Origin of the sequence: Bradyrhizobium sp. WSM1743 (assembly GCF_000473065.1) — a bacterium.
Lineage (GTDB): Bacteria > Pseudomonadota > Alphaproteobacteria > Rhizobiales > Xanthobacteraceae > Bradyrhizobium.
Genome location: NZ_AXAZ01000055.1, coordinates 1 through 23,243 on the forward strand (window position 1 = coordinate 1; position 23,243 = coordinate 23,243).

Here is a 23,243-nt window from a genome sequence, read left to right on the forward strand (position 1 = left end):
GTGCCCGGCATTGGCCCGATCATCTCGAGCGCAATGGTGGCCGCGATCGGCACTGGAGATGTGTTCTCGAAGGGCCGCGACTTCGGCGCCTGGCTTGGACTGGTGCCGAAGCAGATATCGACCGGCGACCGCACGATCCTCGGCAGCATCTCAAGGCGCGGCAATCGCTACCTGCGCGCGCTGTTCGTGCAAGCCGCGTGGGTTGTGCTGGTCAAGGTCAGGTGTTGGCAGCGCTATGGCCTCAACGCCTGGATCGAAGATCGCCGTGATCGGCATCGATATCGGCAAGAACTCGTTCCACGTCGTGGGGCGCGATCAGCGCGGTGCGATCGTGCTGCGGCAGAAATGGTCGCGTGGGCCGGAGCACGGCCGGACCATCCCATTAGCCGACCTTGTCGTTTGAACTGCTCACGTCACAATCGAGGGGATCGCAAGGTCGTTGTAATCGAGTACGATCGTGGCCTTCGATTCGGGCTGGCAACTTCGAAGATAGAGCCGCTGTCCCTCAACGTACCGTCGGTTCGATTGAGCCGCAGGGTCGGGCGACGAACCATCCCGCGAAGCGCACCGCGCAACGGATACAGTAAAATCTGTTCGGAGGAAGATCGAAGCGTCCCAGTACGTGAGCAATTCGGGCCGATGCAGAAAGATGCCGTCTATCAGCAAAATGGAAGACGGCGGTGCCTCCAGATCATTGGCAGGTACGATGTCATCGGTCACGTGATCAAAAAATGCTCGACGATACCTGCGGGAACCACCGGGGCTTAGCGGGTCTAGCAGGTATTGCTTCAAAGCCGGGTAATTGTACGAGTCCTCGAAAAAGCCTTCTGGCGAGTGTCGCCCACGCTGATATCTGACCGCCTTGGGATTATGAAATCCGTCCACCGACGCTCGAATGATGGGCCGCCCCTTAGTCGCAACAACGCTTCCGAGTTCGTCGGCGAATGTAGTCTTTCCGGCCCCGTCTACACCGTCGATAGCGACGCGGACGATCCGGTCTGGTGCCGTCATAACAAGCCGATCGGCCAACTCAGACAGCAATTGCTTTCTCTTTTCCATCGGGATTCAGATTCGCTGAGGCCAAGTCAACTTTGAGCCTACAACCGAGCGGTCCTTTTCTGCAATTGGCCCTTAGCGTCGAAGATCAGTTGCTCGCCTTGGTGTCGGCTCTTTGGGGTAAACCCGGCCGTGGCCTCATAGTCAAATCTTGACCCGGAGCTGCGATTCAGACCGTTCGGTGAGCACTGAGTGAGTTGCTGTAAGTGGGGCGGCATTGTTAGTATCGCGCCTATGCCGTTCGCGATTACACTCCGCTTAGATCCCATCAGCGCTGTTCCTGTCGAAGCCATGTGGCGCAAGCTTGCTGCCGATGGAATCGACGCCGATCGCTGCCAACTTGGCTACGCTCCGCATATCACCCTGGCGATCTACCCCGACGAAGCACCCCTTAACAGGCTACGCAACGCGCTTGAGGAGACATGCCGAAACTGGGAGGCCCTTCCTGTTTGCTTGAGTGGATTAGGTGCTTTCCCGGGAGATGGCGCCGTTCTATGGGCGGTGCCCGTTGTGACGGCCGAGTTGCTTGCCCGGCATCAGGCCATACAAACTGCACTTCCCGATCTTAAGGTTCATGCGCATTATCGACCGGGAGCTTGGGTGCCTCACGTGACGTTGTCGGGTGCCTTGCCTGACCCGGGGCTGGCATTCATGGCTCTCCTACCAAATTGGGAGCCAATCACCGGCTTTCTCGACCGGGTCGAGTTGGTACGCTTCCGTCCCGTCGAAGTGCTGCACAGCGCGGCGTGCAGTCGAAGCGATTCATAACTCTGGAAACTTCGCATCGGATCAGGCGGTTCCGTTCGATGATCTGCCCGGGAGATTATTATGACGGTCAGCCGCAAGATGAGCTAATTTTGCAACCTTTCGTAGAAATGGCTATTGTCACGTCATCACCGAAATCCCTATGATTTGCGGTATCGTGGTAGAACCTAACAGGCAAAACTAGATGCGACCAAAGCTCACGATGACCGACGCTCCCGAGGCCGGCATGCGGGAGGCAATCGTGGGTCCTTTGATTGCATTCAACAACAGCCGCGCCAGTCAGCTGGAAAATCATAGGCCCTTGGTAATTATTCTATCTGATCAAGACAGCAGCGAAATCATAGGCGGTCTGTGGGGAGCGACGAATTTTTCATTCATGCACGTCGGTCTCCTGTTCGTGCCAGACAGCCTGCGCGGCATCGGCTTTGGTAGACGAATAATGCTCCAAGCGGAGCAGGAGGCGATTGCCCGGGGCTGTCGTGGGGCGTGGTTGGATACGTACAGCTTTCAAGCACGCGCATTTTACGAGCGGCTTGGCTACAGCGCGTTTGGCATACTCGACGACTACCCACCCGGGCAGCATCGAATATTTATGCAGAAAGCGCTGTCCGGCTAATCAAGGCCTTCCCCGCAATGCCAACCCCTATCGGTCGGTGGATTATTGAATGAACGAAATCATTGTCCGTTCAGCGACGCAACGCGATCTGCCTGACGTGTTGACGCTTTACCAGCATCTTCATCCGCACGAACCTAAACTAGAGGCGGCCACAGCCGAACGCGTTTGGACGACCTTGCTTACATCCGACTTCATGACGGTGATCGTCGCGCAAACAGCAGAACTGCTTGTGTCTTCATGCACTCTCGCGATTGTGCCGAACCTGTCTCGCGGTGGTAGATCGTATGGGGTGATTGAAAATGTGGTCACCCACGCAGAATACCGAAAGCTTGGGCTAGGCCGACGGGTTCTTGCCCGCGCTCTTGATATCGCCGCGCGGGCAGATTGCTACAAGGTACATTTGGCGACAGGTTCGAAGCGTGAGATAACCCTGCGCTTCTATGAAGGGGCGGGCTTCGAACGCGGAGGCAAAACATACTTCGAAGTACGCCGCGCTTAACGGAAGGCAAACGGACGTGACCAATGAGCGGCACGGCAGCGCGGGCGCCCCCAGGCTTTCGCCGTCAAAACTGCCTATTGATGTGTACCCTTCTTGTGGTAGCTTTGGCGCGGGGGTACGCGCTGGCCAGCGAGTACCTCCCTCTGACTTAAACCCCGTCTCCTCTTAGAGGCGGGGTTTTTCCGTGGCTCTTCTGGACCAGGTACGGACTATCGCAGGCCGCGTCGTTGAAGCTCGACAATGGTGAAGTACAATGACGCCGCAACCATTTTGAGTCGAGCCTGGATGGCCAAATCGTCAAAACTAGTCGCCGCGAGGAAAGGGCGCGTGCTCCTTGTCAGGCGCCGGCGCGACAAGCTCTGGATGTTTCCCGGTGGCCGCAAACGCTTGGGTGAAAGCGAGAGGAAATGCCTACGCCGCGAGATCGGGGAAGAGCCGCCCAAGCTCAAACTCGGCGCTGTGAAGCTCTGGAAAGAAGTGAAGGCCAAGAACCGCCGGTCGGGGCGCAGGATGACTGATGCCATCGAAGAAGGTCTCCGGCCCGTTGAAGATTGGCGACAAGCGCGAGATCGACAAGGCGGTGTGGCGCAAGCCGCGTGGCATCAGGCTGACGCCAACATCGCGCTACATTCGTGACAAGCTATTTCCGAAATAACCCGCGCCGCACTTATCACACCCGCGAGATCGACTCAGGCCCCTTGAAAAGAAACCCGCTCCCAAGGGGGAAACGAAGGTGGGAGCGGGATTGAGTCATCGGGAGAATACCGTTGCTCGGTACCCTCAGCGCTGTGGATATCACCCTAGGTAGCGATAAGCCACTCAGGAACTAGTCCCCGGTTGGCGTAATGCGAAACTCAACTACCTCGGGCAAGCCGCGCAAATGCTTGGCAAGTCTTTCCGCATTAGCCCTGTCGCGGCTCTTTATCGTCATCCGGTATTCGAACTGCTGCCCGCCTTCACTGAGGCGGGATGACAGGTTGGCGATCGTAAAGCCGTGAGCCCCGATCATCTTGTGGATTTCGCTTTCGCCCATAACATTGTCGCGGGTGAAGCGCAGCATGTGGTGGGCGTAGAACTCACTGGGCAATCGAGCCTCGATGACTCTGAATAACGCGAGCACCATCAGGGTCGCAACGGCGCCGACGAACGCCGCGAACCAGAATCCGATTCCAACCAGAATACCGATAGCTGCCGTGACCCAGATGGACGCGGCCGTTGTCAGTCCCCGGACAGTCAGCCCCTCCTTGAAGATGACGCCGGCGCCTAGAAAACCGATGCCGGTCATAATTCCCTGCGCCATGCGGGTTGGGTCAGTCCGGATGGCGTCGTGTTCAAGCAATGTCATCCACTGGTGCTGATACACCGTGACGATCATCAGTATGGCTGAGGCGATGCAGACCAGCGAGTGGGTTCTAAAGCCAGCTGGCCTGCCGTGAAACGAACGCTCAAATCCAATCATCGCGCCGATCAGGAGGGCACCAGCCACTCTGACGATAATCACAAGTTCGTCGTGGCCCATGGCCCACCTCTACTTGACGCTTGGCCGCGCTGGGAGCGCACTAGCGCAAGGGCGGTTTTGCCCCTTTCGCCAGTGTGCGTGCCTCACCTCAATGAGGCGGGCTGGGAGGCTTCAGACGGAAGTAGTCTGGTCTGGCGGATCCCTGCCCGTTCGCGCATCATCAGTTCGAAGAACCCGGCAGCCACGGCGGCCAAAGCCAAGCCAAACAGCCACGCCTCAGTGGAAGGCAGAGGCTGGGCGAAGCGATTAAGGTAGCTTTCACGGTCGAGCGTCGTGGCGAAGGAATACGCCAAGAAACTTATCCAGCTTATCCAGCTTGTAATTCGCAAAACCACCCACGCCCCAACTGCTGCGTTCTTCATGACCGGCGTTCCTGCTAAGCGCGGCGCCTGCTTGCCAAAGCTGACAAAATGGCAGGCTACACCTCCGGAAAATTATCCTCAATTCCCATTCGGCCCGTCCTGGTGTTATGATTTCTGCGGCATCGGGCCATTGGTCCCGGCCTCGAACAAACTTTCTCGCACTCTGCGAGGGGCGGAGCGTGCGATGGCGAAGGAAGCCAGGTTTTTCCGGAAACAGGCAGAAACGGCTGAGCGTATGGCGCGGACCTACTCTGATGCCGAACTCTCGCAGAACTTCCTAGCTATGGCCAAGGCTTATCGCAGCCAAGCGGACGCGCTCAAGGCTAAGGAAAAGTCGAAAGCCAAGAAAAAATCGGACAAGAAGTGAGGCTCGGTAAGATAACAGGAGTTTTGCCATGAATAGAGCGACTGCTATTTTCGCCATGTCCCTTTCAGTCGGTGCGCTGGACTTAGCGAGAGCCGATCAGCCGGGGCCAGACTGGATGCCGGCTCAGGAAGTGATCGAGAAGGTTCTTAAGTCGGGCTACACGCAGGTGACCAAAATAGAAGCCGACGACGGCCGATGGGAAGGTGAAGGCGTCAAGAATGGCCAGAGGATGGAATTTCGCGCCGACGCCAAGACCGGCGCGATCACGTCGGAAAAGCTCGATGACTAGCGAGCGCGTCGGGACTAGGGGTTCAAGACCCGCTATCGTTGCACAACATGCTCGACTTCTTCGACATCCTGCAGGAGTCCAAGTTCTGGGCTGCGTTGGCCTTTGGACTGGCTCCGATGGCAATGGGCATCCTCATTTTGTGGTTACGCCGATGAAGTTCGCCGGGCAAGGAGAGATTCTCCCGGCGGCGGTGTGAATGTCGCCCATTGGCCCATCAGCACAGTTGAGACACCTACCGCTGGGGTCCGCCTAGCTGGTCGGTACGGACCTTGATTGCTCAGGCCAAGTTTTTCGCATTCCACGGTGACGTCGCGCGCGACGCGTATTCCGACCTGATCACTGCTGTCGTCTCCTTTTGCGTGCCAGTCGCGATTCGGCGCGGCTGCGTGAATTCGACATTTCGGTCGAGGACCTGCCGGTCGGCGATTAGCAACAAGCCCTTCCGGCGCTGTCTGCATGTCAGCTATTGGTCGATTCCACTGAAAAAGACGGCCGTAACCCGATGTATCGGCGCCAGCGCCGATGTTGCGCTGCCAGGCAAGGTGATAGGACATTACCGGGACCTTGTTGGCCGCTACATCCACATCGTCCTCGCTTCGCTCCTTGCAACGACTGTGCTAGACATGCGCATGTCCAACGCCACCCCGCGCAACGCACGCGCTCGCGGTCGCCGGCGTTGTCTTCGCCGTTCACACCGACGACTACGATCCCGTTGCGCGTATTGGAGACTCTAGGCGGTGGTTGACAGGAAGCCGGTCCGAGTCATCGTCCCGTCCGACAAGGAATTCTGAAGAAGCTCGCCGCTGCCGGCGGTGGCAAGTCGGCGTAGATGATGAAGCCGCCCAAGGCGGAACGCGTTGCCGGCTTCAAGATCGGCGGGATCAGCCCTTTCCGGGCATCGAAGACTCGTGCGCACCGTGGTCGAGCAGAGCGCGCCTGGGCAGGAGCAGGTCTATAGCAATGGCGGTCAACGTGGCTTGCAGGTTGGCTCAAAACAGCCGACGTGCGCGACGTTCTCAAGGTAGTCGTGGCCGGCGTGGTCGCCTGAGCAGGAGGGGTCATCAGCGGGACAATTGCACCGCACAAGAATGTCGGGTCTCGCGCAGCCTTATTTTATTCGCCCGCTCGCGTCCATTGAGCCTGCACAGCCGCGTTAGACTATGGTAGGGTGCTGCAATCCGTTGAAAAAGAGTGCGTCGAAAACAGGGAGGACGACATGCGGGTGACTGCGTCGAAGGTCCTTGGCTCTCTGGCCGCAGGACTTTTTTTTATGTCGGCAGCCGCGCCGGCCGCTGAACCGCCCAAGGAGATGAAGCTCTACGTCTTCTCTTCGGGAGCGCTCAATCTCGACAAGTCGATCATTCAGAACGGCAGTAGCGGCAAGGTCCAGATACCTGTCGGCTTCTTCCTGATCCGCCACCCCAAGGGCGACATTCTGTTCGATTGCGGCAACAACGACCGCATCATCAAGGATCCCGACTATTGGGGCCCGTTCGTCAAGGCGCTTGATCCCGGCCGTTCGCCCGACATCGCCATCGACGCGCAACTTTCTAAGCTCAACGTGAAGCCGTCCGACATCAAATATGTCATCCTCGGCCACTTCCACGTCGATCACGCCGGTAACATCGGCAAGTTCTTGGATTCGACCTTCGTGTACCAGCGCGACGAGATGAGGAACGCGTTCTGGCCTGCGCCGGGCTACGCGACCTTCTTCATCACCGACGATTTCGCCATGCTGCGCAACAGCGTCGGCGGAGGAATGCCTTCCAAGTACAAGACCATCGAGCTCGACGGCGATCTCGACCTGTTCGGCGACAACAGCGTCTTCATCCACCGCACCGTGTCGCATACGCCCGGAAGTCAGATCCTGGTCGTGCGCCTGCCGAAGACCGGCACGGTGGTGCTGACCAGCGATGCCGTTTATCTCCAGGAGAACTTAGACAAGAACATCCTGCCGAGCATCGGCAGCGTCTACGATCCGGTCGGCATGCTCGATGCCTACGCTTGGGTGAAGCGGGTTCGTGACACCGAGGGCGCCGACATCATCTATGCCCATGACCCCGATACGTTCAAGGCGCACAAGCATTCGCCCGAATTCTACGAGTGATTGGTCCCGACTTCGGGCCATCGCACACGCGTCTCATCCCGGGCCTTCGCGCCCGGGATTTTGCGCGGTAGTCTTACGCGGTGCCTGCCACAGGGGTGTGTAAAGCTTCCATGCTGTCGGCTGTCTCTCCGGTTGTCGTCGCCGAGCGCGTAACAAAATGGTACGGGCCGCGGCGCGCCGTTGCCGACGTGTCCTTTGCGATCGCGCCCGGCGAGATCGTCGGCCTGCTCGGGCCGAACGGTTCCGGCAAGAGCACGATCTTCCGCATGCTTACCGGCTATCTGGTGCCGACCTCTGGACGGATCGAGGTCGCGGGCCACGATGTCGTCGAAGATTCGCTCGGCGTGCGCCGCGCCATCAGCTATGTGCCGGAAGATGCGCCGCTCTACGACCATATGCGGGTCAGCGAGTTCCTGCACTTCATGGCCGGCATCAAGGGATTGCACGGGCCGAAGGCGAGGGCGGCGGTCGATGAAGCCGCCGAGCGGCTCGACCTTGCCCGTGTCATGAGGCTCACGACCGGAAAACTGTCGCGCGGCTTCCGCCAGCGTGTCTCGATCGCGCAAGCGCTTCTGGGCGATCCAAAAGTTCTCGTGCTGGACGAGCCTACCAGCGGTCTCGATCCGCACCAGGTGATCGCCGTGCGCGACTTGATCCAGTCGCTGTCGGGACGCCACACCGTGCTGATGGCTTCGCACATCCTGCCCGAAATCGAGAAGATGGCGTCCCGCGTGATGATCCTGCTCGACGGCGTGCTTCTGACGCCCGATGCGCTGAAGGACGCCGCGCAGGATCTCGCGCTGCGACTGTCGGCAGACGCGACAGAAGATGCTGTGCGCAGTGCGACAAAGACCGTCGCTGGCGTTCGCGAGATTATCGCCGATCCGAGCAGCGCCGGACGTCTTCTGATCATGGCGGAACGGCGTCCGTTGCTCGCGGAGGATCTGGTCTCCGCCCTGGTCGCAGCCCAGATCCCGTTGCGCGAGCTGACCGAGCTGCGGCCCGATCTCGAAAGGGTGTTCCTCGATCTCACCCGGCCGGAGGCGGCCGCATGAGAAGCTTTGCGGTGCTGCTAGGGAAGGAAGCGACGGCACTGTTCTCCTCGCCGATCGCCTACGTGCTGATGACGGTGTTCCTGCTGATCATGGGCTACAGCTTCACGCTCACCCTGTTCCTCAGCCATCAGCCCAGCATGGTGCACATCTTCTTCCAGATGTTCGTGCTGTTCATGCTGACTGTTCCGCTGATCACGATGCGTCTGTTCGCCGAGGAGCGGAAGCTGAAGACGCTGGAGGTTCTGCTGACCGCGCCGGTCTCGGAGGTCGCGATCGTGCTGGCGAAGTTTCTGGCCGCGATGAGCCTGATCGTGGTCATGTTGGTGCTGTCTGGGACCTACGCGGCTGCGCTCGCCTGGTTCGGCGACCCCGATTTCGGACCGATCTACAGCGGCTATTTCGGCTTGCTGCTGTTCGGATCGGCGCTGGTCGGCGCGGGGCTGCTCGCCTCGGCGCTGACGGCCAACCAGGTGATCGCCGCGCTGATCTCGCTCAGCGTGTTCCTGCTGCTCTGGATCATCGACAATTTCGGCTGGCTGCTGCCGAGCCCCGCCGACACGCTGGTGGTGAACCTGTCGCTCTCGGTCCATTTCCGTCCCTTCGCCGTCGGTTCGATCTATCTGTCCGACGTGGGCTTCTTCCTCAGCGTCACCCTGCTGACGCTGCTGTTGACGGTCCGCGCGCTGGCGCGGCGCTGAGGGTGCAGGCGATGAGCGACTCCGCCAGAAACATTGGTCTCCTCGCATTGGCGCCCGCGGCGATCGTCTGCGGCGCCCTGGGCTTTGCAGGATTCGGCGAGACTGCATCGAACAGCCTCTTGTTTGCCGCCTGCGCCCTAGCCTTGCTCGCGCTCTTCATGCTCGCGATCCGGCTTCCCTTGCGCGGCGGCGGCGCGCGCTGGTCGGCCTGGCTTGCGAACGCGTCGATCGCTATTGCTGCGGTCGCAGCCGTGATCGGCGCCAACGTCGCACTGTACCGTCACGACGTGCATTTCGACGTCAGCCGGGAAGCGCGCAACACGCCGCCGCAACAGCTCACCGACGTGATCGCGCAACTGCGCACGCCGCTCGCGTTGACCTATTTCTATAATCCGAGTGACGCCAACGCGATCGCGGTCCGCGACCTCGTTCAGACCGCCGCGCGCAACCACCCGCTGCTCGCCTTCCGCGCCATCGACCTCGACAAGGAGCCCGGCCTTGCCCGCGATCTCGGCGTGCGCGCCTATAATACGGCGGTGTTGCAGGCCGACGACCGGAAGGTTCTGGTCGAAAACGTCATCGATCCCGCCCGCATCGGCTATGCGGCGCTCCGCGTGCTGCGCAAACGCGTGGAGACCGTCTGCTTCGTCACCGGCCACGGCGAGACGTTCCGTCCGCTGCCCTCGCACTTCCACTTCAGCCATGTCGAGACCCTGAAGGGCCACGAGACGCCCGGCGCCGGCGACGTGCTGGAGACTGCGCCCGAAGCGCTCGACCGGCTGCTGCTGGCGCTGAACCAGATCGGCCTCGAAATGCGCGAGCTGGTCACGGCGACCGCGTCCGCCATTCCGTCCGACTGCTCGGTCGTCGCCGATATCGGTCCACGCACGGCTTTTGACGCTCGCGAGACAGCGCTGCTCGGCGATTATGTGAGGGACGGCGGCCGGCTGTTGTTGCTGATCGATCCGCTCTCGCAGGTCGACGGCGATTTTGAGCGGTTGCTGCTCAAGCCCGTGGGCTTGTCGAGTGAGGCTGCGATCGTAATCGATCCGCTCAATCATTTCCGCACCGATGCGGACAAGGTCGCCGTGCCCTATTATCCGCCGCATCCGATCACGAAGCGTCTGGCGCTGACCGTGTTTCCGCAAGCGCGGCCGCTCGCGGTGGCGCAGCTGCCGCCCGGAGTCAGTCTCGTCGTACTGGCCGCGAGCAGCCAGGATAGTTATCTGCGCTCGCCGAGTGCAGCGCCGGCCGCAACTGATGGCGAAGCGCCGAGCGCACGGCGGAGCGCGCAGCCGCTCGCGGTCGCGCTCCAAGGCAGCTGGCCGGGCGCGGCGCCGGACAAGCGCTTCCGCCTGGTGGTGGCCGGCACCAGCAAGGTCGCGAGCAACGAATATTTTCCTTACGTCTCCAATGGCGAACTGTCGCTCGCCATGCTGCGCTGGCTCGCCGAGGACGACACGACGCCGAGCATCGCACCGCAGACATTCAAGCTGCCGGAGATCGTGTTGACCAGCAGCCAGATGCGCAACACCTTCATCGTGCTCGAGGTGCTGCTGCCGCTGAGCACAGCACTGTTCGGTGTTGCAATGTGGTGGAGGCGACGGTGACGTACGGGGCGGCCGCACGCGGAACGGCCCGATGGCTGACGCCGCTGCTGGCTGGTGCCTCGCCGCACTGCTGGCTGTCCTGATCATCAGCGGACAATGGCCGGAGCTGCGCAGCAAGGTCGCTTTTGTGCCGAAGGGTCTTGTGACCATCGCATCCGCGGACGCGCGACGGGTGGAAATCCGTTCCGGCAGCGACAGTGTCGTCCTGGTTCGCAAGGGCGGCGAGTGGACGATCGAGGGGTTGGGCGGCGCCGTGCCGGCCGAGCTCAAATCGCATCTCGAAACCGCGCTACGGCTCGTCATCGTTAGCGAGCCTGCACGCGAAATTCCGGCAAGCGAGCTCACCGCGTCGAGCTTTGCCGCATTTGGTCTCGATCCGCCCGCAACCGTTGCCGTGATCGAGACGGCCGGTGGCTCGGCGACATCGGTGAATGTGGGCACGCTCAACCCGGCGAGCACCTCTCACTATGTCCGGATCGCCGGGCGTCCCGCGGTGTATCTGATGTCGCGCCATGTTGGCGATGAGTGGCGTGTCACGCTCGATATGGCGCGCCGTCTGCGCGGGCCGACCGGACCGGACGCGGCAAGCCGCGGCAGAAGCCTGTTGCTGCCGGTGTCGATGGCGCAGGTGTGGGCGCTCGAGATCCTGTTCGCCGGCAAGCTCACCCGCTTCGAACGCGACGCTGACGGCAACTGGTTCCGTCATCTCGGCCAGCACAACCACGCGGCCGGTAACGTTGTGCATGTCGCCGATCCCGAGCAGGCCCGCATCATCGACGCAGCGCTGCGCGCATTCGATTCGAGCGCGATCGAGACGCATGTTGGACCCGCCGACCTGTCGCAACTGGCCCGCTACGGGCTCAACCTGCCAAGCCTGATCGTGCTGGTCTTTGCGCGCGACGCGTCCGCGCCGCTGGCAAGGCTCGAATTCGGGGCGTCCGCCGACAGCCTCGACCGCTATGCGCGCCTCGCGCCCGATGGCGCGGTGGTCACCGTGGCCGAGTTCGAGATGCGCCGGTTGACGGAGCTGCTGCGCGCGGTCGGAGCGGGATCATGAGCCTGCTCCGCCTCCTGCTGCTCGGCGTGATCCTGCTCGGCCTTGGCGCGCCGGTGCGCGCGCATCAGGTCAATCTCTCGACGGCACGCGTGGCGCTGGCTGCGGACCGCACGGTGGCCGTCGAGGTCGCGCTCAAGGGCGGTGATGTCGATCGCCTCATTGGCACGAAGATTTATGACGCGACGGCGGATGCGGTCGATCCCGCCGCGGTCGATGCGGCTGCGCCGTTGATCCTGGCCTATTTCAAGATGCATCTGGCCGTCGCCGGCAGCGATGGCAGTGGCTGCGCCGCAGGAACGGCCGTGATCCTCGCCGACGGCGACGGCGTGATCTACCGCAACAGTTTTGCGTGCACCGCCGTCACGGGCGACATCATCTACCGGTCCACTGTGCTGACCGAGAAAGATCCGACTGCGCGGCAGGTGGTGCTGGTCGCGCAGGGCGAGTCCGAGGCGCAGGCGCTCCTCGATGCCGGCAACACCACCGTCACGCTCTCGGCGCCGGCGCCGCCGCTGTGGTCGACGATGCAGCGCTATCTCCTCACCGGCATCGAGCACATCCTTCTCGGCTACGATCACATCGCCTTCCTGATCGCGGTCGTGCTGTGGGCGCGCCGGCTCATTCCGGTCGTCAAGATCGTCACTGCCTTCACCATCGCCCATTCGATCACGCTGTCGCTGGCGGCGCTCGACCTCGTCGTGATCCCGAGCCGCATGGTGGAGCCAGCGATCGCGGCCTCGATTATGTTCGTTGCCATTGAGAACTTCTTCTCGCGCGACATAGACAGGCGCTGGCACGTGGCATTCCTGTTCGGGCTGATCCATGGCTTCGGCTTCGCCGGCGCGCTTCATGAGGTCGGCCTGCCGACGAATGCGATCGTGCCGGCGCTTGCGGCCTTCAATATCGGCGTCGAAATCGGCCAAGTCGCGATCGTCGCGATCGTGCTCCCGGTGCTCGGCCTGTTCGACGAGCTGATCACGACTGGACCGCACCAAGCCGATGAGGGCGACTGGGCTGGTCTATGCCGTATCCGCTGTGATCAGCCTGCTCAGCGGCTACTGGCTTTTCATGCGCGTGGTGGAGGCCTGACGCGTCGCGGATTCATCATCCGAGTATTCTGGCGGTGCCTGGCGGCAGCATGGCAAGGATGCGCGCCCAACGGACTTGAGCTCGCGTGCGAGGCCAGTCTGGAAGGTAGAAAACTGGCCATCAGATGCGCCGGCAATGCCAGAAGCTTGTCTTGCCCTCGGCGGCACCCGGTATCAGGCCCTGCTACCAGTCATACGGGACGCGTTGAGAAGCTGCCGATCAGAACAGCATGGCGGCGATCGGCCTTGTTTCCCTGCCGGGGATGATAACAGGCCAGATTCTCGCGGCGTCGAGCCGGCCGACGCGGTAAAATACCAATTGCTGATCATGTTCCTGATCGCTGTCGGGACCGGGCTAGGAACGCTGACCGCTGTCCTGGGCGACGCACAACTGACCGATCATCGCCATCGACTACGTATCGATCGAATTTCCACCGAAGAGTTCGCTGCACGATCACTGCTGGCGGCGCCCGCGTCCTCGGCGCGCACCTCAACTACGGCAATCTGGGCGGCAAGTAAGGCTTGGCCGCGCGCCCTGGGGCAGCTATTTCGAAACTTCGCCGTCGCGCGGCAACGGCTGATCTTCGTGGTACCCGCTTCCTTTGGCCTAATCGTTCTGCTTCTGCTCGGGGCGCTCGCGGGACGCGGCCCTCAACTTCAGCACCCTGCCGTTGGCGCTGACCGGCGGAATCGGCGCGCTTTGGTAAGGAAAATGGGCCACCGTCGAACATTCAACGGGACCCAGCCAGTCTTAGGAAGGAAGCTGACATCCGGCCAGCGGAAGGCTGCCACCCTTCAGTTCGGTTGCGCTGTTGATAACGCCTTGGCCAGCCACGCTCGGACGTAGGGCGCCGCCGATTTCCCTTCGTCGGCGCGCCGCTGCGTAATCCATGTCGGGCGTCGCATTTGACACCTATGGAAATCATCTTCTGATAAGGGCTGCGCACAGGCCGCTCATTGCGCACCCGACACCCACGAGACCGCGAACACCAGAGATGTGTTGTGGGTGACATCGAGCAGATGACCGATCAGGCGCTCAGCCAACCCTGCGAATATGGACGAATACGTGCGTGCCGGCGCGCCGCTGGCCGACCAAGTCAGGCACCAGCGCCAGAATGTAGCGTGAGGGCCATAGACGCAGAAGCCGCAGAAAAATAGCGCGACGATCGCCCAGGGGCTAGACACGGGCAATTCGTACATGATTGCAGCAGCGACTACTGCTGAGGGCACAAAGAGTGCAATTGGCTTCCGTCTTACGGACCCAAACAGTCGGTCCGATATCCAGCCATTCGAAAGGGCACCGAAGCCATCCCGATCGGCAAGGCAACCGCAACCCATCGAGAGCCGCTGCCCAAACCGATTGCACGCGTCGCTTCGAGAAAAATGAACCGGCACCCACACAACCAGGCCGTATCTCGCCGCGTTATTGAAGCCCAGAACTCATCTAACATTGGCACCATGCGCAGACCTCCAACGAGCAGCTCGATGAGGGAAACGCACTCAGGGCCCGGTGTGGGGTAGACCCGTGGCATGCCGAACCTCAATGAGCTGATCGAAACAGCCTTCTTGAAATTACATTTGTCACCATTGGCGATCATATGTATAGTCATTGAAAATGGTTAGCTGCTGGGAGAGCGCCAAAAACCTTAGGTCAAACGATTGAAACGACTGTCCCAATCTCGCCCGGCGAGAAACACGGCATTCGAGCGAGAGACCGCTGCGTGCCCAACGCACGGCATGACACACGACCCAAAGCAGAGGCGTCATGGCCCGAGTTATTCAGATTTCCGATACGCATCTCAGCCCGAGCAAGCAGCACTTCGACGCGAACTGGGCGCCACTTGCCGGTTGGATCGCGCAGCATAAGCCAGATCTCGTCATACATACGGGCGACGTAACGGTCGATGCCGCCGATCAGGAAGCCGATGCAGCCTATTGCGCAACGCAACTGGCGTCGCTCGGCGTCCCGGTCGCGGCGGTTCCGGGAAATCATGATGTCGGCGAGTTTGGCAATCCGCACCAACCGGTGAACGAGGAGCGGCTCGATCGCTTTCGCCGCCACTTCGGTGACGACCGCTGGCTACGCGATGTGGGCGGCTGGCGCCTGATCGGGCTCAATTCGATGATTTTCGGCGGTGGCCCCGAGGAGGCGCGGCAAACCGAATGGCTCGAGGCCGCGATGGCCGATGCTGCGGGGCGTCGCCTTGCCTGGTTCACGCACCGGCCGCTGTTCATGGAGTCGCCGACCGAGGCCGACACCGGTTACTGGTCGGTCAAGCCGGAACCGCGTCGCGCCCTTCTCGATCTGCTGCATCGTTATCGGGTCGAGATCGTGGCCAGCGGACATCTGCATCGCTGGCACGAAATCAGGCTGAACGGCACGCACTACATTTGGGGGCCGGCGGCCGGCTTTCTGGTCGGTGAGAAACTGGCGCCGCCGATGGGCGGCGCGGCGCGGCTCGGCGCAGTGGTCTACGATATCGACGGCGAGAACATCGACGTGAGCATTCGTTCGGTGCCCGGCCTTACCGATTACTGGATCGACGACGTCGTGCACGAAGTCTATCCACCACGCGAAGCTGAGGCGTGATCTGCGATGGCCGGCCTCACATTGCGCGGCATCCATAAGGCTTTCGGGGACACTTCCGTTCTCAACAACATCGACCTCGACATTGCGGACGGCGAGTTTCTGACGCTGGTCGGCCCCTCCGGATGTGGAAAGTCGACCCTCCTGCGCATCATCGCCGGGCTCGAATCGCAGGACCGCGGCTCGGTCTCGATCGGCGGGAGTTCGGTCGACCATTTGCGGCCTCACGAGCGCAGGATCGCCATGGTGTTCCAGAATTACGCGCTCTACCCTCACATGTCGGTGTTCGACAACATCGCGCTGCCGCTCACCATGACGCGCCTCAACCTGTTCGAGCGCCTGCCGCTGCTGCGTCATCTGTCGTCTCGCCGTAGGCGCGTTATGGGCGAGATCGCGCGTGAGGTGCGGGCCGTCGCCGAGCAGCTTCGTATCGAAACTTTCTTTCACCGCCGCCCTGGACAGCTTTCGGGCGGGCAACGGCAGCGCGTCGCACTGGGTCGCGCAATGGTGCGTCATCCGCAGGCTTTCCTGATGGACGAGCCCTTGTCGAACCTCGACGCCAAGCTGCGCGTGCACATGCGCGGCGAGCTGACCGAGCTGCACGCGCGTCTCGGCGTCACGATGATCTACGTGACACACGACCAGATCGAGGCGATGACGATGTCCGATCGCATTGCCGTGATGGATCACGGCGACATACTCCAGCTCGGCACCCCCGCCGATGTCTATGAACGGCCAGCTACGACCGCGGTCGCGCAGTTCATTGGCAGTCCGGCGATCAATCTATTTCCAGCCCATGTGGGGCCGAGCGGCCAGGTCGAGCTGCTCGGCCGGACGCTGCCGATCCATGTCCACAACGCGCCGACGCCGGAACTGACGGTCGGCGTGCGTCCGGAGGCGATGCGGATCGGAGGTGGACCGTGCGTCGTCACGTGCAGATTCCGGCGCCGCGAAAATCTCGGCTCGGAAAGCATCCTTCACTTCGACCTAGTGGCCTCTCCTGAGGTCGCGGTGCTGTGCCGCGTCGACAACAACATGCCGATTCCCGATGGCGAGGTCACGCTCGCCTTCAAGCCACGGGATTGCCACGTGTTCGACCACAACGGCCGGCGCATCGAGATCGAAAGCCGCATGGCGGCCAGCCGCGGTGTGCGCCGCGCGAGCGAGGTCCGATGAACGCCATCATCGCAGAGATCACCCCGCTCGCCGCCGCGCCGCCGGCCAGCCGCCAGCGATGGATCGAGCGGTTTGCGGGCCTGGGCTTTGCGGCACCAGCCTTCATCCTGCTGGTCCTAACGAATCTGGCGCCGCTGGCGGCGCTCGCGTTCCTGAGCTTCACCAATTATGAGCTGGGCGCACTCGACTTCTCGTTCGTGGGTCTGAAGAACTTCGGCACGGCACTTCAGGACCCCGTGATCCGGCGCTCCATTACCAACACCCTGCTCTACGTGGCGATTGTCGTGCCCGGCGGCGTCCTGATTTCGCTGCTGGTCGCAATCCTGATTCACCAGCGCAAGCGCACGCGGAGCCTCTATGAGGTGATCTATTTTCTCCCCGTCACCTCGACGCTCATCGCGATGGCCACGATGTGGCAGTTCCTGCTGCACCCGACACTGGGGCTCATCAATCAGGTTCTCAAGGGGCTGGGCTTCGCCGAGACGGCATTCCTCAGCGAGCCGCGCCTCGTCATTCCAACGCTCGCAGCGATTGGCATCTGGCAGCTCGTCGGGTTCAACATGGTGCTGTTCCTCGCCGGCCTTTCGGCGATCCCCCGCGATCTCTATGAGGCCGTCGATATCGACGGCGCGAGCCACCCCATCGACCGCTTCCTGAAAGTGACGTGGCCGATGCTTGGTCCGACCACGATGTTCGTGACCGTGACCACCTTCATCACCGCGTTCAAGATCTTCGATACGGTTGCGGTGATGACCCGTGGCGGCCCCGGAGGCGCATCCGAGGTACTGCTGTATGCCATCTATCTGGAAGGGTTTCAGTACTTTCATATGAGCTATGCGGCGACGTTGACGCTGGTCTTTCTCGCGTTCACCCTGGTTTTTTCGGTGCTGCAAACCTTCGTCCTTGACCGACGGGTGCACTATTGATGGGCACATCGGTCACGATCGCTCGCCCGCCTGCGCCGGCCGCGATCCGGATGCGGCGCCTCGTGTCGCTCGCTCTCGTCCACGGGGTGCTGATCGGCGGCGCCGTCTTCATGCTGCTGCCGTTCGTCTTCATGCTGACGAGCGCGATCAAGCCGCCGGGCGAGATCTTCGAGGCGACGTTCCGGCTCTGGCCGCGCCAGTTCTTCGGATGGCAGAACTTCGAAGCTGCCCTGAGCACTGCGCCGCTGCTGCGCTTTCTGCTCAACGGTCTCATCGTGTGCGGCGGAATCCTCGTGGTCCAGCTGCTGGTCGCGATTCCCTGCGCCTATGCGCTCGCCAAGCTGAGGTTTCCGGGACGGCCGATCCTGTTCTCGCTGGTCCTGCTCGGACTCTGCATTCCGGTCCAGGCGCCCTCGCTCCCGCTCTACATCGCATTCGCCGAGCTCGGCATCCTCAACACCTATCTCTCGATGATGATGCCGTTCTTCCTGTCGGTGTTTGCGATCTTTCTTTTCCGCCAGTTCTTCAAGTCCTATCCCGACGAGATCATCCAGGCCGCGCGGCTTGACGGTGTCGGTGAGTTCGAGATCGTGTGGCGCATCGTCGTGCCGAGCGCCTGGCCGGCCATCGCAGCGTTTTCGATCTTCTCGGTCGTGGCGCACTGGAACGATCTGTACTGGCCGCTCATCGTCATTTCCGACACCAAGCTCGCGACGCCGCCGCTCGGCATGATGTATTTCGCCGATTCCGAGTTGGGTTCGAATTACGGCGCGCTCGCGGCTGGCGCCACCATCATCACGGCACCGCTCGTCATCGCCTTCCTGATCGCGCGGCGGCATTTCATTGCCGGCATCACGATGACCGGAATCAAATGACTTCAACCACTGCCAGGGGAGACACCGTCATGCTGCATCGCCGAGACCTCCTGAAGAGCGCCGCTGCCATCGGGACGACCGCGCTTTCAAGCCCGTTTCTGACGCGCCCGGCGCAAGCGCAGGACGTGACGCTGGATGTCCTTTATGCCTTTCCCGCCTTCGCGAAATTCCATGAGCCGATCGCTCAGGAGTTCATGAAGCAGCAATCCGCCATCAAGATCCAATTTCGGGCGCCGGCGGCGAGCTACGACGAAGGTCATCAGACCATGCTGCGGCAGGCCGTCACGAACCAGCTTCCGGACGTCTATTATTCAGGTTATCACCTGCTCGCCGAGCTCGTGCGCACGCTGGTGAAGCGCAACCAGATCACGGAAGTGGCGCCATTGCTGCAGAAGGAGGATGCGGCCTGGCGCAGGGCCAATTATTCCGACGGCATCCTGGCGCTCGGCGCGGTCGACGGCAAGATCTACGGCCTTGCATTCAACGCATCCCTGCCGATCATCTATTTCAACGCACAACTCGTGAAGGATGCCGGTGGCGATCCCGACAAGATGCCCAACAACTGGGCCGACATGATCGCGCTCGCCGTCAACATCAAGGCCAAGGGCGCCGATGTCGCCGGCATCGCCTACAATATTCATGACTGGCCGGACGATTGGCTGTTCCGTTCCCTGATCCTGCAAGGCGGCGGTCAGATGCTCGATGCGTCGGAGACTGCTGCCGGGTTCGGCACTGACGCTGGGCGCAACGCACTCGCTCACTGTCGGAAGTTCGTTGCCGACGCCAAGATGCCGCTGATCGATTGGGATTCTTCGCGCCAGCAATTCATTGCCGGAAAGATTGGCATTTTCGCCGACACGCCGGCCCGGTTGCGCCAGGTCACGGACCTGATCGGCGACAAGTTCACCTTGCGCACCTGTACCTTCCCGATCGACGACAAGCAGAAGGGTGGACTGCCCACCGGCGGCAACGCGGCGATCATCACGGCAAAGGATCCGGCGAAGCAGCGGGCCGCATGGGAGTTTCTGAAGTTCGTGAGTGGTCCGGAAGCGCAGAAGATCGTTGTCGAGACCACGGGCTATATGCCGACCAATTTGCGCGCCTCGGGGCCCGAATTCCTGGCGCCGTTTTATGACAAGAACCCGAACTTCCGTACCGTGTCGCAGCAGATCGAGCGCGCGAAGCCGTGGCAGGGCTATCCGGGCGGACAGTCCGTAAAGATCTGGCGTACCCAGCGCGAGATCATCCATGCCGTCATGCGCGGCGAGACGCCCGTCGAGGCCGGGCTCGATCGCATGGTCAAGGAAAGCAATGCCTTGATGAAGAGCTCGTAGGCAGCAGGCAATCAATTGCGGCAAGCAGCCGGACGCAAGCCGCTACTCTTCTCTTCGGGAGGCAGAATTCTGTGTTCATCATTGCCCAGCTGAGCGATCTGCATGTCCGATCGCCCGGCAAGCTCGCTTACGACGACGTCGATACCAACGCGATGTTTCACAATGCGATCGACGCCGTGCTGAGCCTCGACCCACGGCCCGACTGCGTCGTGGTCAGCGGCGATCTGACGGATTGCGGGCTCGAAGAGGAATACGAGGTTGTCGCTGCCGGCCTGGCAAGGCTGCCGATGCCGGTATTCGTCATTCCCGGCAACCACGACCGGCGCGAGCAACTGATCTCTTCGCTCCGCCCGCGCCACCGCTATCTTCCGCCCGACGGATTCATCAACTTCGTCGTCGACGATTTTCCGCTGCGTCTGGTCTTCCTCGACAGCGTCGAGACTGGAAGTATCCACGGAACCTTCTGCGCCGCCCGGCAACAATGGCTGCGCGACGCCCTCGCGGCCGGGCGCGGTAAGCCGACGGTCGTCGTCATTCATCACCCGCCGTTCCTGGTCGGGGCCGACGGGATGGATGATCTGCGGCTCCTTGGGGCCGAGGCGCTCGATGCAATCATCAAAGACCATCCCGAAATCGAACGCGTGCTGTGCGGCCACTATCACCGCTCGATCACGGCGCACTACGCCGGCACCGTAGGCTACGTCATCCCCAGCACCGCGCACCAGGTTGCGCTCGACCTGCGGCCCGGTCGCAGCAACCGCTTCATCATGGAGCCGCCGGGATTTGCGTTGCACGTTTGGCGGCCGAACATGGGCATCAGCAGCCACCTCGTTCCCGTTGGAGACCACGGGTCCCCGTTCGAGATCGCGACCGATCAGGATCATCCGGGAACGGACCGGGACAATGGCCTTCCGGCCCTGCTCGTCCGCGCCGGCGCCGTCGTCAATGAGGCCGCGGCCAAGTTGGTCGCGATGCAAACCACGCCGCTGCGCACCGAGCGCAAGGACCATCTCGACATCGTTACCGAGGCCGATCTCGCCTCAGAGGCGATCGTAGTTGCGGGTTTGAAGGCGCTGACGCCGGATGCCGGCATCCTGGCGGAAGAGAGCGGCGCGAGTCCCGGGGACAACGGCGCGCGCTGGATCATCGATCCGCTCGACGGCACCATCAACTACGCGCGGGGGCTGCCGTGGTTTTCCGTGACGGTCGCCTACGAGGTCGGCGGCGAGACGAAGCTTGGCCTGATCAACGCGCCCGATATCGGAATGACGGCACGCTATCTCGCTGGGGAAGGCGCGACGATCGATGGCGTGCCGGCATGCGTCTCCACGACGCGCTCGCTGTCGGACGCGGTCATTTCGGTGATTCTGACCTCGCATTTCTCGCCCGAGGAGGTCCGGCGGACGACGCGCGTCATTGAACTGCTCGGCAGAGTGGTGCGCGGCGTGCGTATCGTCGTCTCCGGCGCCCTGGAGACAACGATGGTCGCCTCGGGACGTCTGGACGGCTTCGTTTCACTGAAGGCCGACATCGTCTCGCACGCGGCCGCGATGCCGATGGTGTGGGCCGGCGGCGGGCAGGTCACGACGCTGACGGGGCGTCCGTGCCGCAACGACGATCTCGACAAGATCGCTTCCAACGGATTGATCCACGAGGAGTTGCTCGCTCTCCTGCGCCAGGCGCTGCAATGACGAGCAGTCTCAGACCCGCATGACGGGCGATCTTTCACCGGAAGGAACCGTTTGAAGCGACCTAGCGGCGGCCTCGCCTGGGAAACAGCTTATCGCGGATGTAGCGCGAGGTCGGCGTCAGTCTGGCGCCGCGCGGCTTGCGCCAGACTGCTCGATCGATCTCCTTCTTGTCGCCGACCTTCAGCCGCCCCGACACTTTCTTGGCCAGGAAAATTGCATCGCTCATCCGCCGGCCGGTTCGGCTCTTCCTCGCTTTCACTTCCTTCCAGAGTTTCAACGGCCCGAGCTTCAGCTTGGGAAGCTCCTCCTTGATCTCGCGGCACAGGCAGCTTCTGTCGCTCTCGCCTGCCCGCCTTCGGCCGCCTGGAAACATCCAGAGCCCGTCGCGCCTGCGTCTCACCATCAGCACGCGCCCCTTTCGGGCGACGACCAACTTGGACGATTTCGCCATCACGACCGGCCTTTTTTCTATGCCTGCTTCCTTTGCCCGGGCCTTTGGCGAGATGCGCTCAATTACGGGAAAATGATCGCCTTGATGATCCCATCGCGCCGCGCCACCTGCTGCTCGAACGCAGCGGGCGTCTGGTCGAGCGAGAAGCGATGCGTGGCCAGCGGTGCCAGCTTGACCTGCCCGCCTTGCGCTAGTGCGATGGCGCGCGGATAGACTTCCGGCATGCGGCGCGAAAACTTGATCGACAGGCCCTTCCGGCGCGATTCCGCGCCGCTCAGGATGTACTGGTTGTTCTCCGGAATGCCGACGAGGATGACCCGGCCGCCGATGCGGGCGCAGCGCGCGGCGTGCTCGAAGCCGTGCGATGAGTCGGTTGCCTCGATCACCAGATCGACTCCGCGGCCCTCCGTGGCGTTGCCGACCTCGGCATAGCTGCGGCATGCCACGTCCGCCCCGAGGTCACAGGCCAGTGCGGTGCGCTGCTCGACGGGGTCGATCGCGATGATCTTTCCGCTCCCCGCGAGCCGCGCCAGTTGCACCAGCAGCAATCCCACCGGCCCGCAGCCCAGCACCGCGACGCTTTCCAGAAGCCGCGGGCGGGCCAGATCCATCGCATGGATCGCCACCCCAAGCGTTTCCAGGATCGCAGCGCCTGCCGGATCGATGCTGTCAGGCACCAGATGCACGGCGGACCGGGGCACGCAAACGAACTCGGCCATGGCGCCGTTGTGAGGCGCGTAGCCCAGGAACTTCACGTTTGGGCAGAGATTGGTGTGCCCGCGGTGACACCACTCGCAATGGCCGCAGGGAACGGAAGGATCGACCGCCACCAGCGCGTCGGCCGAGAACCCCGCCTTGCGCGCCGAGTCCGGCGTGAGCACGCCTGAGAATTCGTGTCCCAGAACGAACGGCTTGACGCTGGTCGGACCGGTTGTTCCGCCCTCGAGATAGGAATGCAGGTCGCTGCCGCAGACGCCGACAGCCTTGACGCGGACGATGAGGTCGTCCTCCGCGAGCGGCCTTGGTTCGGGGATATCGAGGACGCGGATATCACGAATGTCCTGGAGCACCGCAGCGCGCATGTCGACGCCATCCTTCTGAGCAATCGTCTCCCT

Annotated in this window: 23 protein-coding genes and 4 pseudogenes; 21 read left to right on the forward strand and 6 right to left on the reverse strand. The window is 62.1% G+C overall.

The features are described 5' to 3' along the window. Nucleotides 1-273 (forward strand): annotated as a pseudogene (locus tag YU9_RS46235) (transposase); the annotation flags it as partial. A 135-nt stretch (nt 274-408) separates the two neighbouring features. Here YU9_RS46235 and YU9_RS0127250 read toward each other — a convergent pair. Next, nucleotides 409-1,059, reverse strand: a complete 651-nt coding sequence (locus tag YU9_RS0127250; protein ID WP_027575642.1) for a uridine kinase — start codon at nt 1,057-1,059, stop codon at nt 409-411. Nucleotides 1,060-1,347: 288 nt separating this feature from the next. On the opposite strand from YU9_RS0127250, the gene YU9_RS51165 reads away from it, so the two are divergent. From YU9_RS51165 to YU9_RS42635, 4 genes and pseudogenes are all read left to right on the forward strand, one after another. Next, a complete protein-coding gene (locus tag YU9_RS51165) occupies nt 1,348-1,824 on the forward strand; it encodes a 2'-5' RNA ligase family protein (RefSeq protein ID WP_371259206.1) in 477 nt (158 codons plus the stop codon). Between the two features lie 199 nt (nt 1,825-2,023). After that, nucleotides 2,024-2,437, forward strand: a complete 414-nt coding sequence (locus YU9_RS0127260; protein WP_245266541.1) for an N-acetyltransferase — start codon at nt 2,024-2,026, stop codon at nt 2,435-2,437. 49 nt (nt 2,438-2,486) lie between these two features. Beyond that, nucleotides 2,487-2,936, forward strand: coding sequence for a GNAT family N-acetyltransferase (locus YU9_RS0127265; protein ID WP_027575645.1), 450 nt, complete (start codon nt 2,487-2,489; stop codon nt 2,934-2,936). Between the two features lie 285 nt (nt 2,937-3,221). Then, a pseudogene (locus YU9_RS42635) lies at nt 3,222-3,591 on the forward strand (NUDIX hydrolase). Between the two features lie 171 nt (nt 3,592-3,762). Here the strand turns inward: YU9_RS42635 and YU9_RS0127275 are convergent. Further along, complete coding sequence (locus YU9_RS0127275; RefSeq protein ID WP_027575646.1) at nt 3,763-4,455, reverse strand: MgtC/SapB family protein; 693 nt, start codon at nt 4,453-4,455, stop codon at nt 3,763-3,765. Between the two features lie 83 nt (nt 4,456-4,538). Then, on the reverse strand, nt 4,539-4,748 hold the full coding sequence (locus YU9_RS42640; protein ID WP_027575647.1) for a hypothetical protein: 210 nt from the start codon (nt 4,746-4,748) through the stop codon (nt 4,539-4,541). Here YU9_RS42640 and YU9_RS50200 point away from each other — a divergent pair. The 10 genes and pseudogenes from YU9_RS50200 (at nt 4,729) to YU9_RS51175 (ending at nt 13,935) form a co-directional block, all read left to right on the forward strand. Then, the gene (locus YU9_RS50200) at nt 4,729-5,184 is read left to right on the forward strand and encodes a hypothetical protein (protein ID WP_245266542.1); all 456 of its coding nucleotides are present in this window, start codon (nt 4,729-4,731) and stop codon (nt 5,182-5,184) included. The genes YU9_RS42640 and YU9_RS50200 overlap by 20 nt on opposite strands. A gap of 28 nt (nt 5,185-5,212) precedes the next feature. Then, on the forward strand, nt 5,213-5,473 hold the full coding sequence (locus YU9_RS0127290) for a PepSY domain-containing protein (protein ID WP_027575649.1): 261 nt from the start codon (nt 5,213-5,215) through the stop codon (nt 5,471-5,473). Between the two features lie 734 nt (nt 5,474-6,207). Continuing rightward, a pseudogene (locus tag YU9_RS50205) lies at nt 6,208-6,521 on the forward strand (YbaK/EbsC family protein); the annotation flags it as partial. A 222-nt stretch (nt 6,522-6,743) separates the two neighbouring features. After that, entirely contained in the window at nt 6,744-7,580 is an 837-nt protein-coding gene (locus YU9_RS0127300; protein ID WP_027575650.1) for an N-acyl homoserine lactonase family protein, read from the forward strand. Nucleotides 7,581-7,690: 110 nt separating this feature from the next. Next, nucleotides 7,691-8,635: an ABC transporter ATP-binding protein gene (locus YU9_RS0127305; protein ID WP_027575651.1), complete on the forward strand. Its 945-nt coding sequence runs from the start codon at nt 7,691-7,693 to the stop codon at nt 8,633-8,635. After that, nucleotides 8,632-9,333 (forward strand): ABC transporter permease, encoded by a 702-nt coding sequence (locus YU9_RS0127310; protein ID WP_027575652.1) that lies wholly within the window; start codon nt 8,632-8,634, stop codon nt 9,331-9,333. The genes YU9_RS0127305 and YU9_RS0127310 overlap by 4 nt, the downstream gene beginning before the upstream one ends. 11 nt (nt 9,334-9,344) lie before the next feature. Beyond that, nucleotides 9,345-10,943, forward strand: a complete 1,599-nt coding sequence (locus YU9_RS0127315; protein WP_156952150.1) for a Gldg family protein — start codon at nt 9,345-9,347, stop codon at nt 10,941-10,943. Between the two features lie 31 nt (nt 10,944-10,974). Beyond that, nucleotides 10,975-12,000 (forward strand): DUF4340 domain-containing protein, encoded by a 1,026-nt coding sequence (locus YU9_RS0127320; RefSeq protein WP_027575654.1) that lies wholly within the window; start codon nt 10,975-10,977, stop codon nt 11,998-12,000. Beyond that, the gene (locus tag YU9_RS51170) at nt 11,997-13,355 is read left to right on the forward strand and encodes a HupE/UreJ family protein (protein ID WP_084299080.1); all 1,359 of its coding nucleotides are present in this window, start codon (nt 11,997-11,999) and stop codon (nt 13,353-13,355) included. Before YU9_RS0127320 ends, YU9_RS51170 begins: the two co-directional genes overlap by 4 nt. Beyond that, nucleotides 13,352-13,935, forward strand: a pseudogene (locus YU9_RS51175) (ABC transporter permease). The gene YU9_RS51170 and the pseudogene YU9_RS51175 overlap by 4 nt, the downstream one beginning before the upstream one ends. Nucleotides 13,936-14,042: 107 nt before the next feature. On the opposite strand, the gene YU9_RS48175 reads toward YU9_RS51175, so the two are convergent. Beyond that, nucleotides 14,043-14,288, reverse strand: a complete 246-nt coding sequence (locus tag YU9_RS48175; protein WP_027575656.1) for a hypothetical protein — start codon at nt 14,286-14,288, stop codon at nt 14,043-14,045. A gap of 565 nt (nt 14,289-14,853) precedes the next feature. On the opposite strand from YU9_RS48175, the gene YU9_RS0127340 reads away from it, so the two are divergent. From YU9_RS0127340 to YU9_RS49215, 6 genes are all read left to right on the forward strand, one after another. Then, nucleotides 14,854-15,678, forward strand: a complete 825-nt coding sequence (locus tag YU9_RS0127340; RefSeq protein WP_027575657.1) for a metallophosphoesterase — start codon at nt 14,854-14,856, stop codon at nt 15,676-15,678. A gap of 6 nt (nt 15,679-15,684) precedes the next feature. Next, nucleotides 15,685-16,851: an ABC transporter ATP-binding protein gene (locus tag YU9_RS0127345; protein WP_027575658.1), complete on the forward strand. Its 1,167-nt coding sequence runs from the start codon at nt 15,685-15,687 to the stop codon at nt 16,849-16,851. Beyond that, nucleotides 16,848-17,777: a carbohydrate ABC transporter permease gene (locus YU9_RS0127350; protein WP_051380541.1), complete on the forward strand. Its 930-nt coding sequence runs from the start codon at nt 16,848-16,850 to the stop codon at nt 17,775-17,777. The genes YU9_RS0127345 and YU9_RS0127350 overlap by 4 nt, the downstream gene beginning before the upstream one ends. Next, the gene (locus tag YU9_RS0127355) at nt 17,777-18,652 is read left to right on the forward strand and encodes a carbohydrate ABC transporter permease (protein ID WP_371259203.1); all 876 of its coding nucleotides are present in this window, start codon (nt 17,777-17,779) and stop codon (nt 18,650-18,652) included. Before YU9_RS0127350 ends, YU9_RS0127355 begins: the two co-directional genes overlap by 1 nt. Before the next feature lie 29 nt (nt 18,653-18,681). After that, nucleotides 18,682-19,986: an ABC transporter substrate-binding protein gene (locus YU9_RS0127360; protein ID WP_084299081.1), complete on the forward strand. Its 1,305-nt coding sequence runs from the start codon at nt 18,682-18,684 to the stop codon at nt 19,984-19,986. 71 nt (nt 19,987-20,057) lie between these two features. Then, complete coding sequence (locus YU9_RS49215) at nt 20,058-21,677, forward strand: inositol monophosphatase family protein (RefSeq protein WP_063623755.1); 1,620 nt, start codon at nt 20,058-20,060, stop codon at nt 21,675-21,677. A gap of 61 nt (nt 21,678-21,738) precedes the next feature. On the opposite strand, the gene YU9_RS0127370 is transcribed toward YU9_RS49215, so the two are convergent. Continuing rightward, nucleotides 21,739-22,128, reverse strand: coding sequence for an NUDIX hydrolase (locus tag YU9_RS0127370; RefSeq protein ID WP_027575662.1), 390 nt, complete (start codon nt 22,126-22,128; stop codon nt 21,739-21,741). Between the two features lie 62 nt (nt 22,129-22,190). Beyond that, nucleotides 22,191-23,210, reverse strand: a complete 1,020-nt coding sequence (locus tag YU9_RS0127375) for a zinc-binding dehydrogenase (protein ID WP_027575663.1) — start codon at nt 23,208-23,210, stop codon at nt 22,191-22,193. Nucleotides 23,211-23,243: the final 33 nt, after the last annotated feature.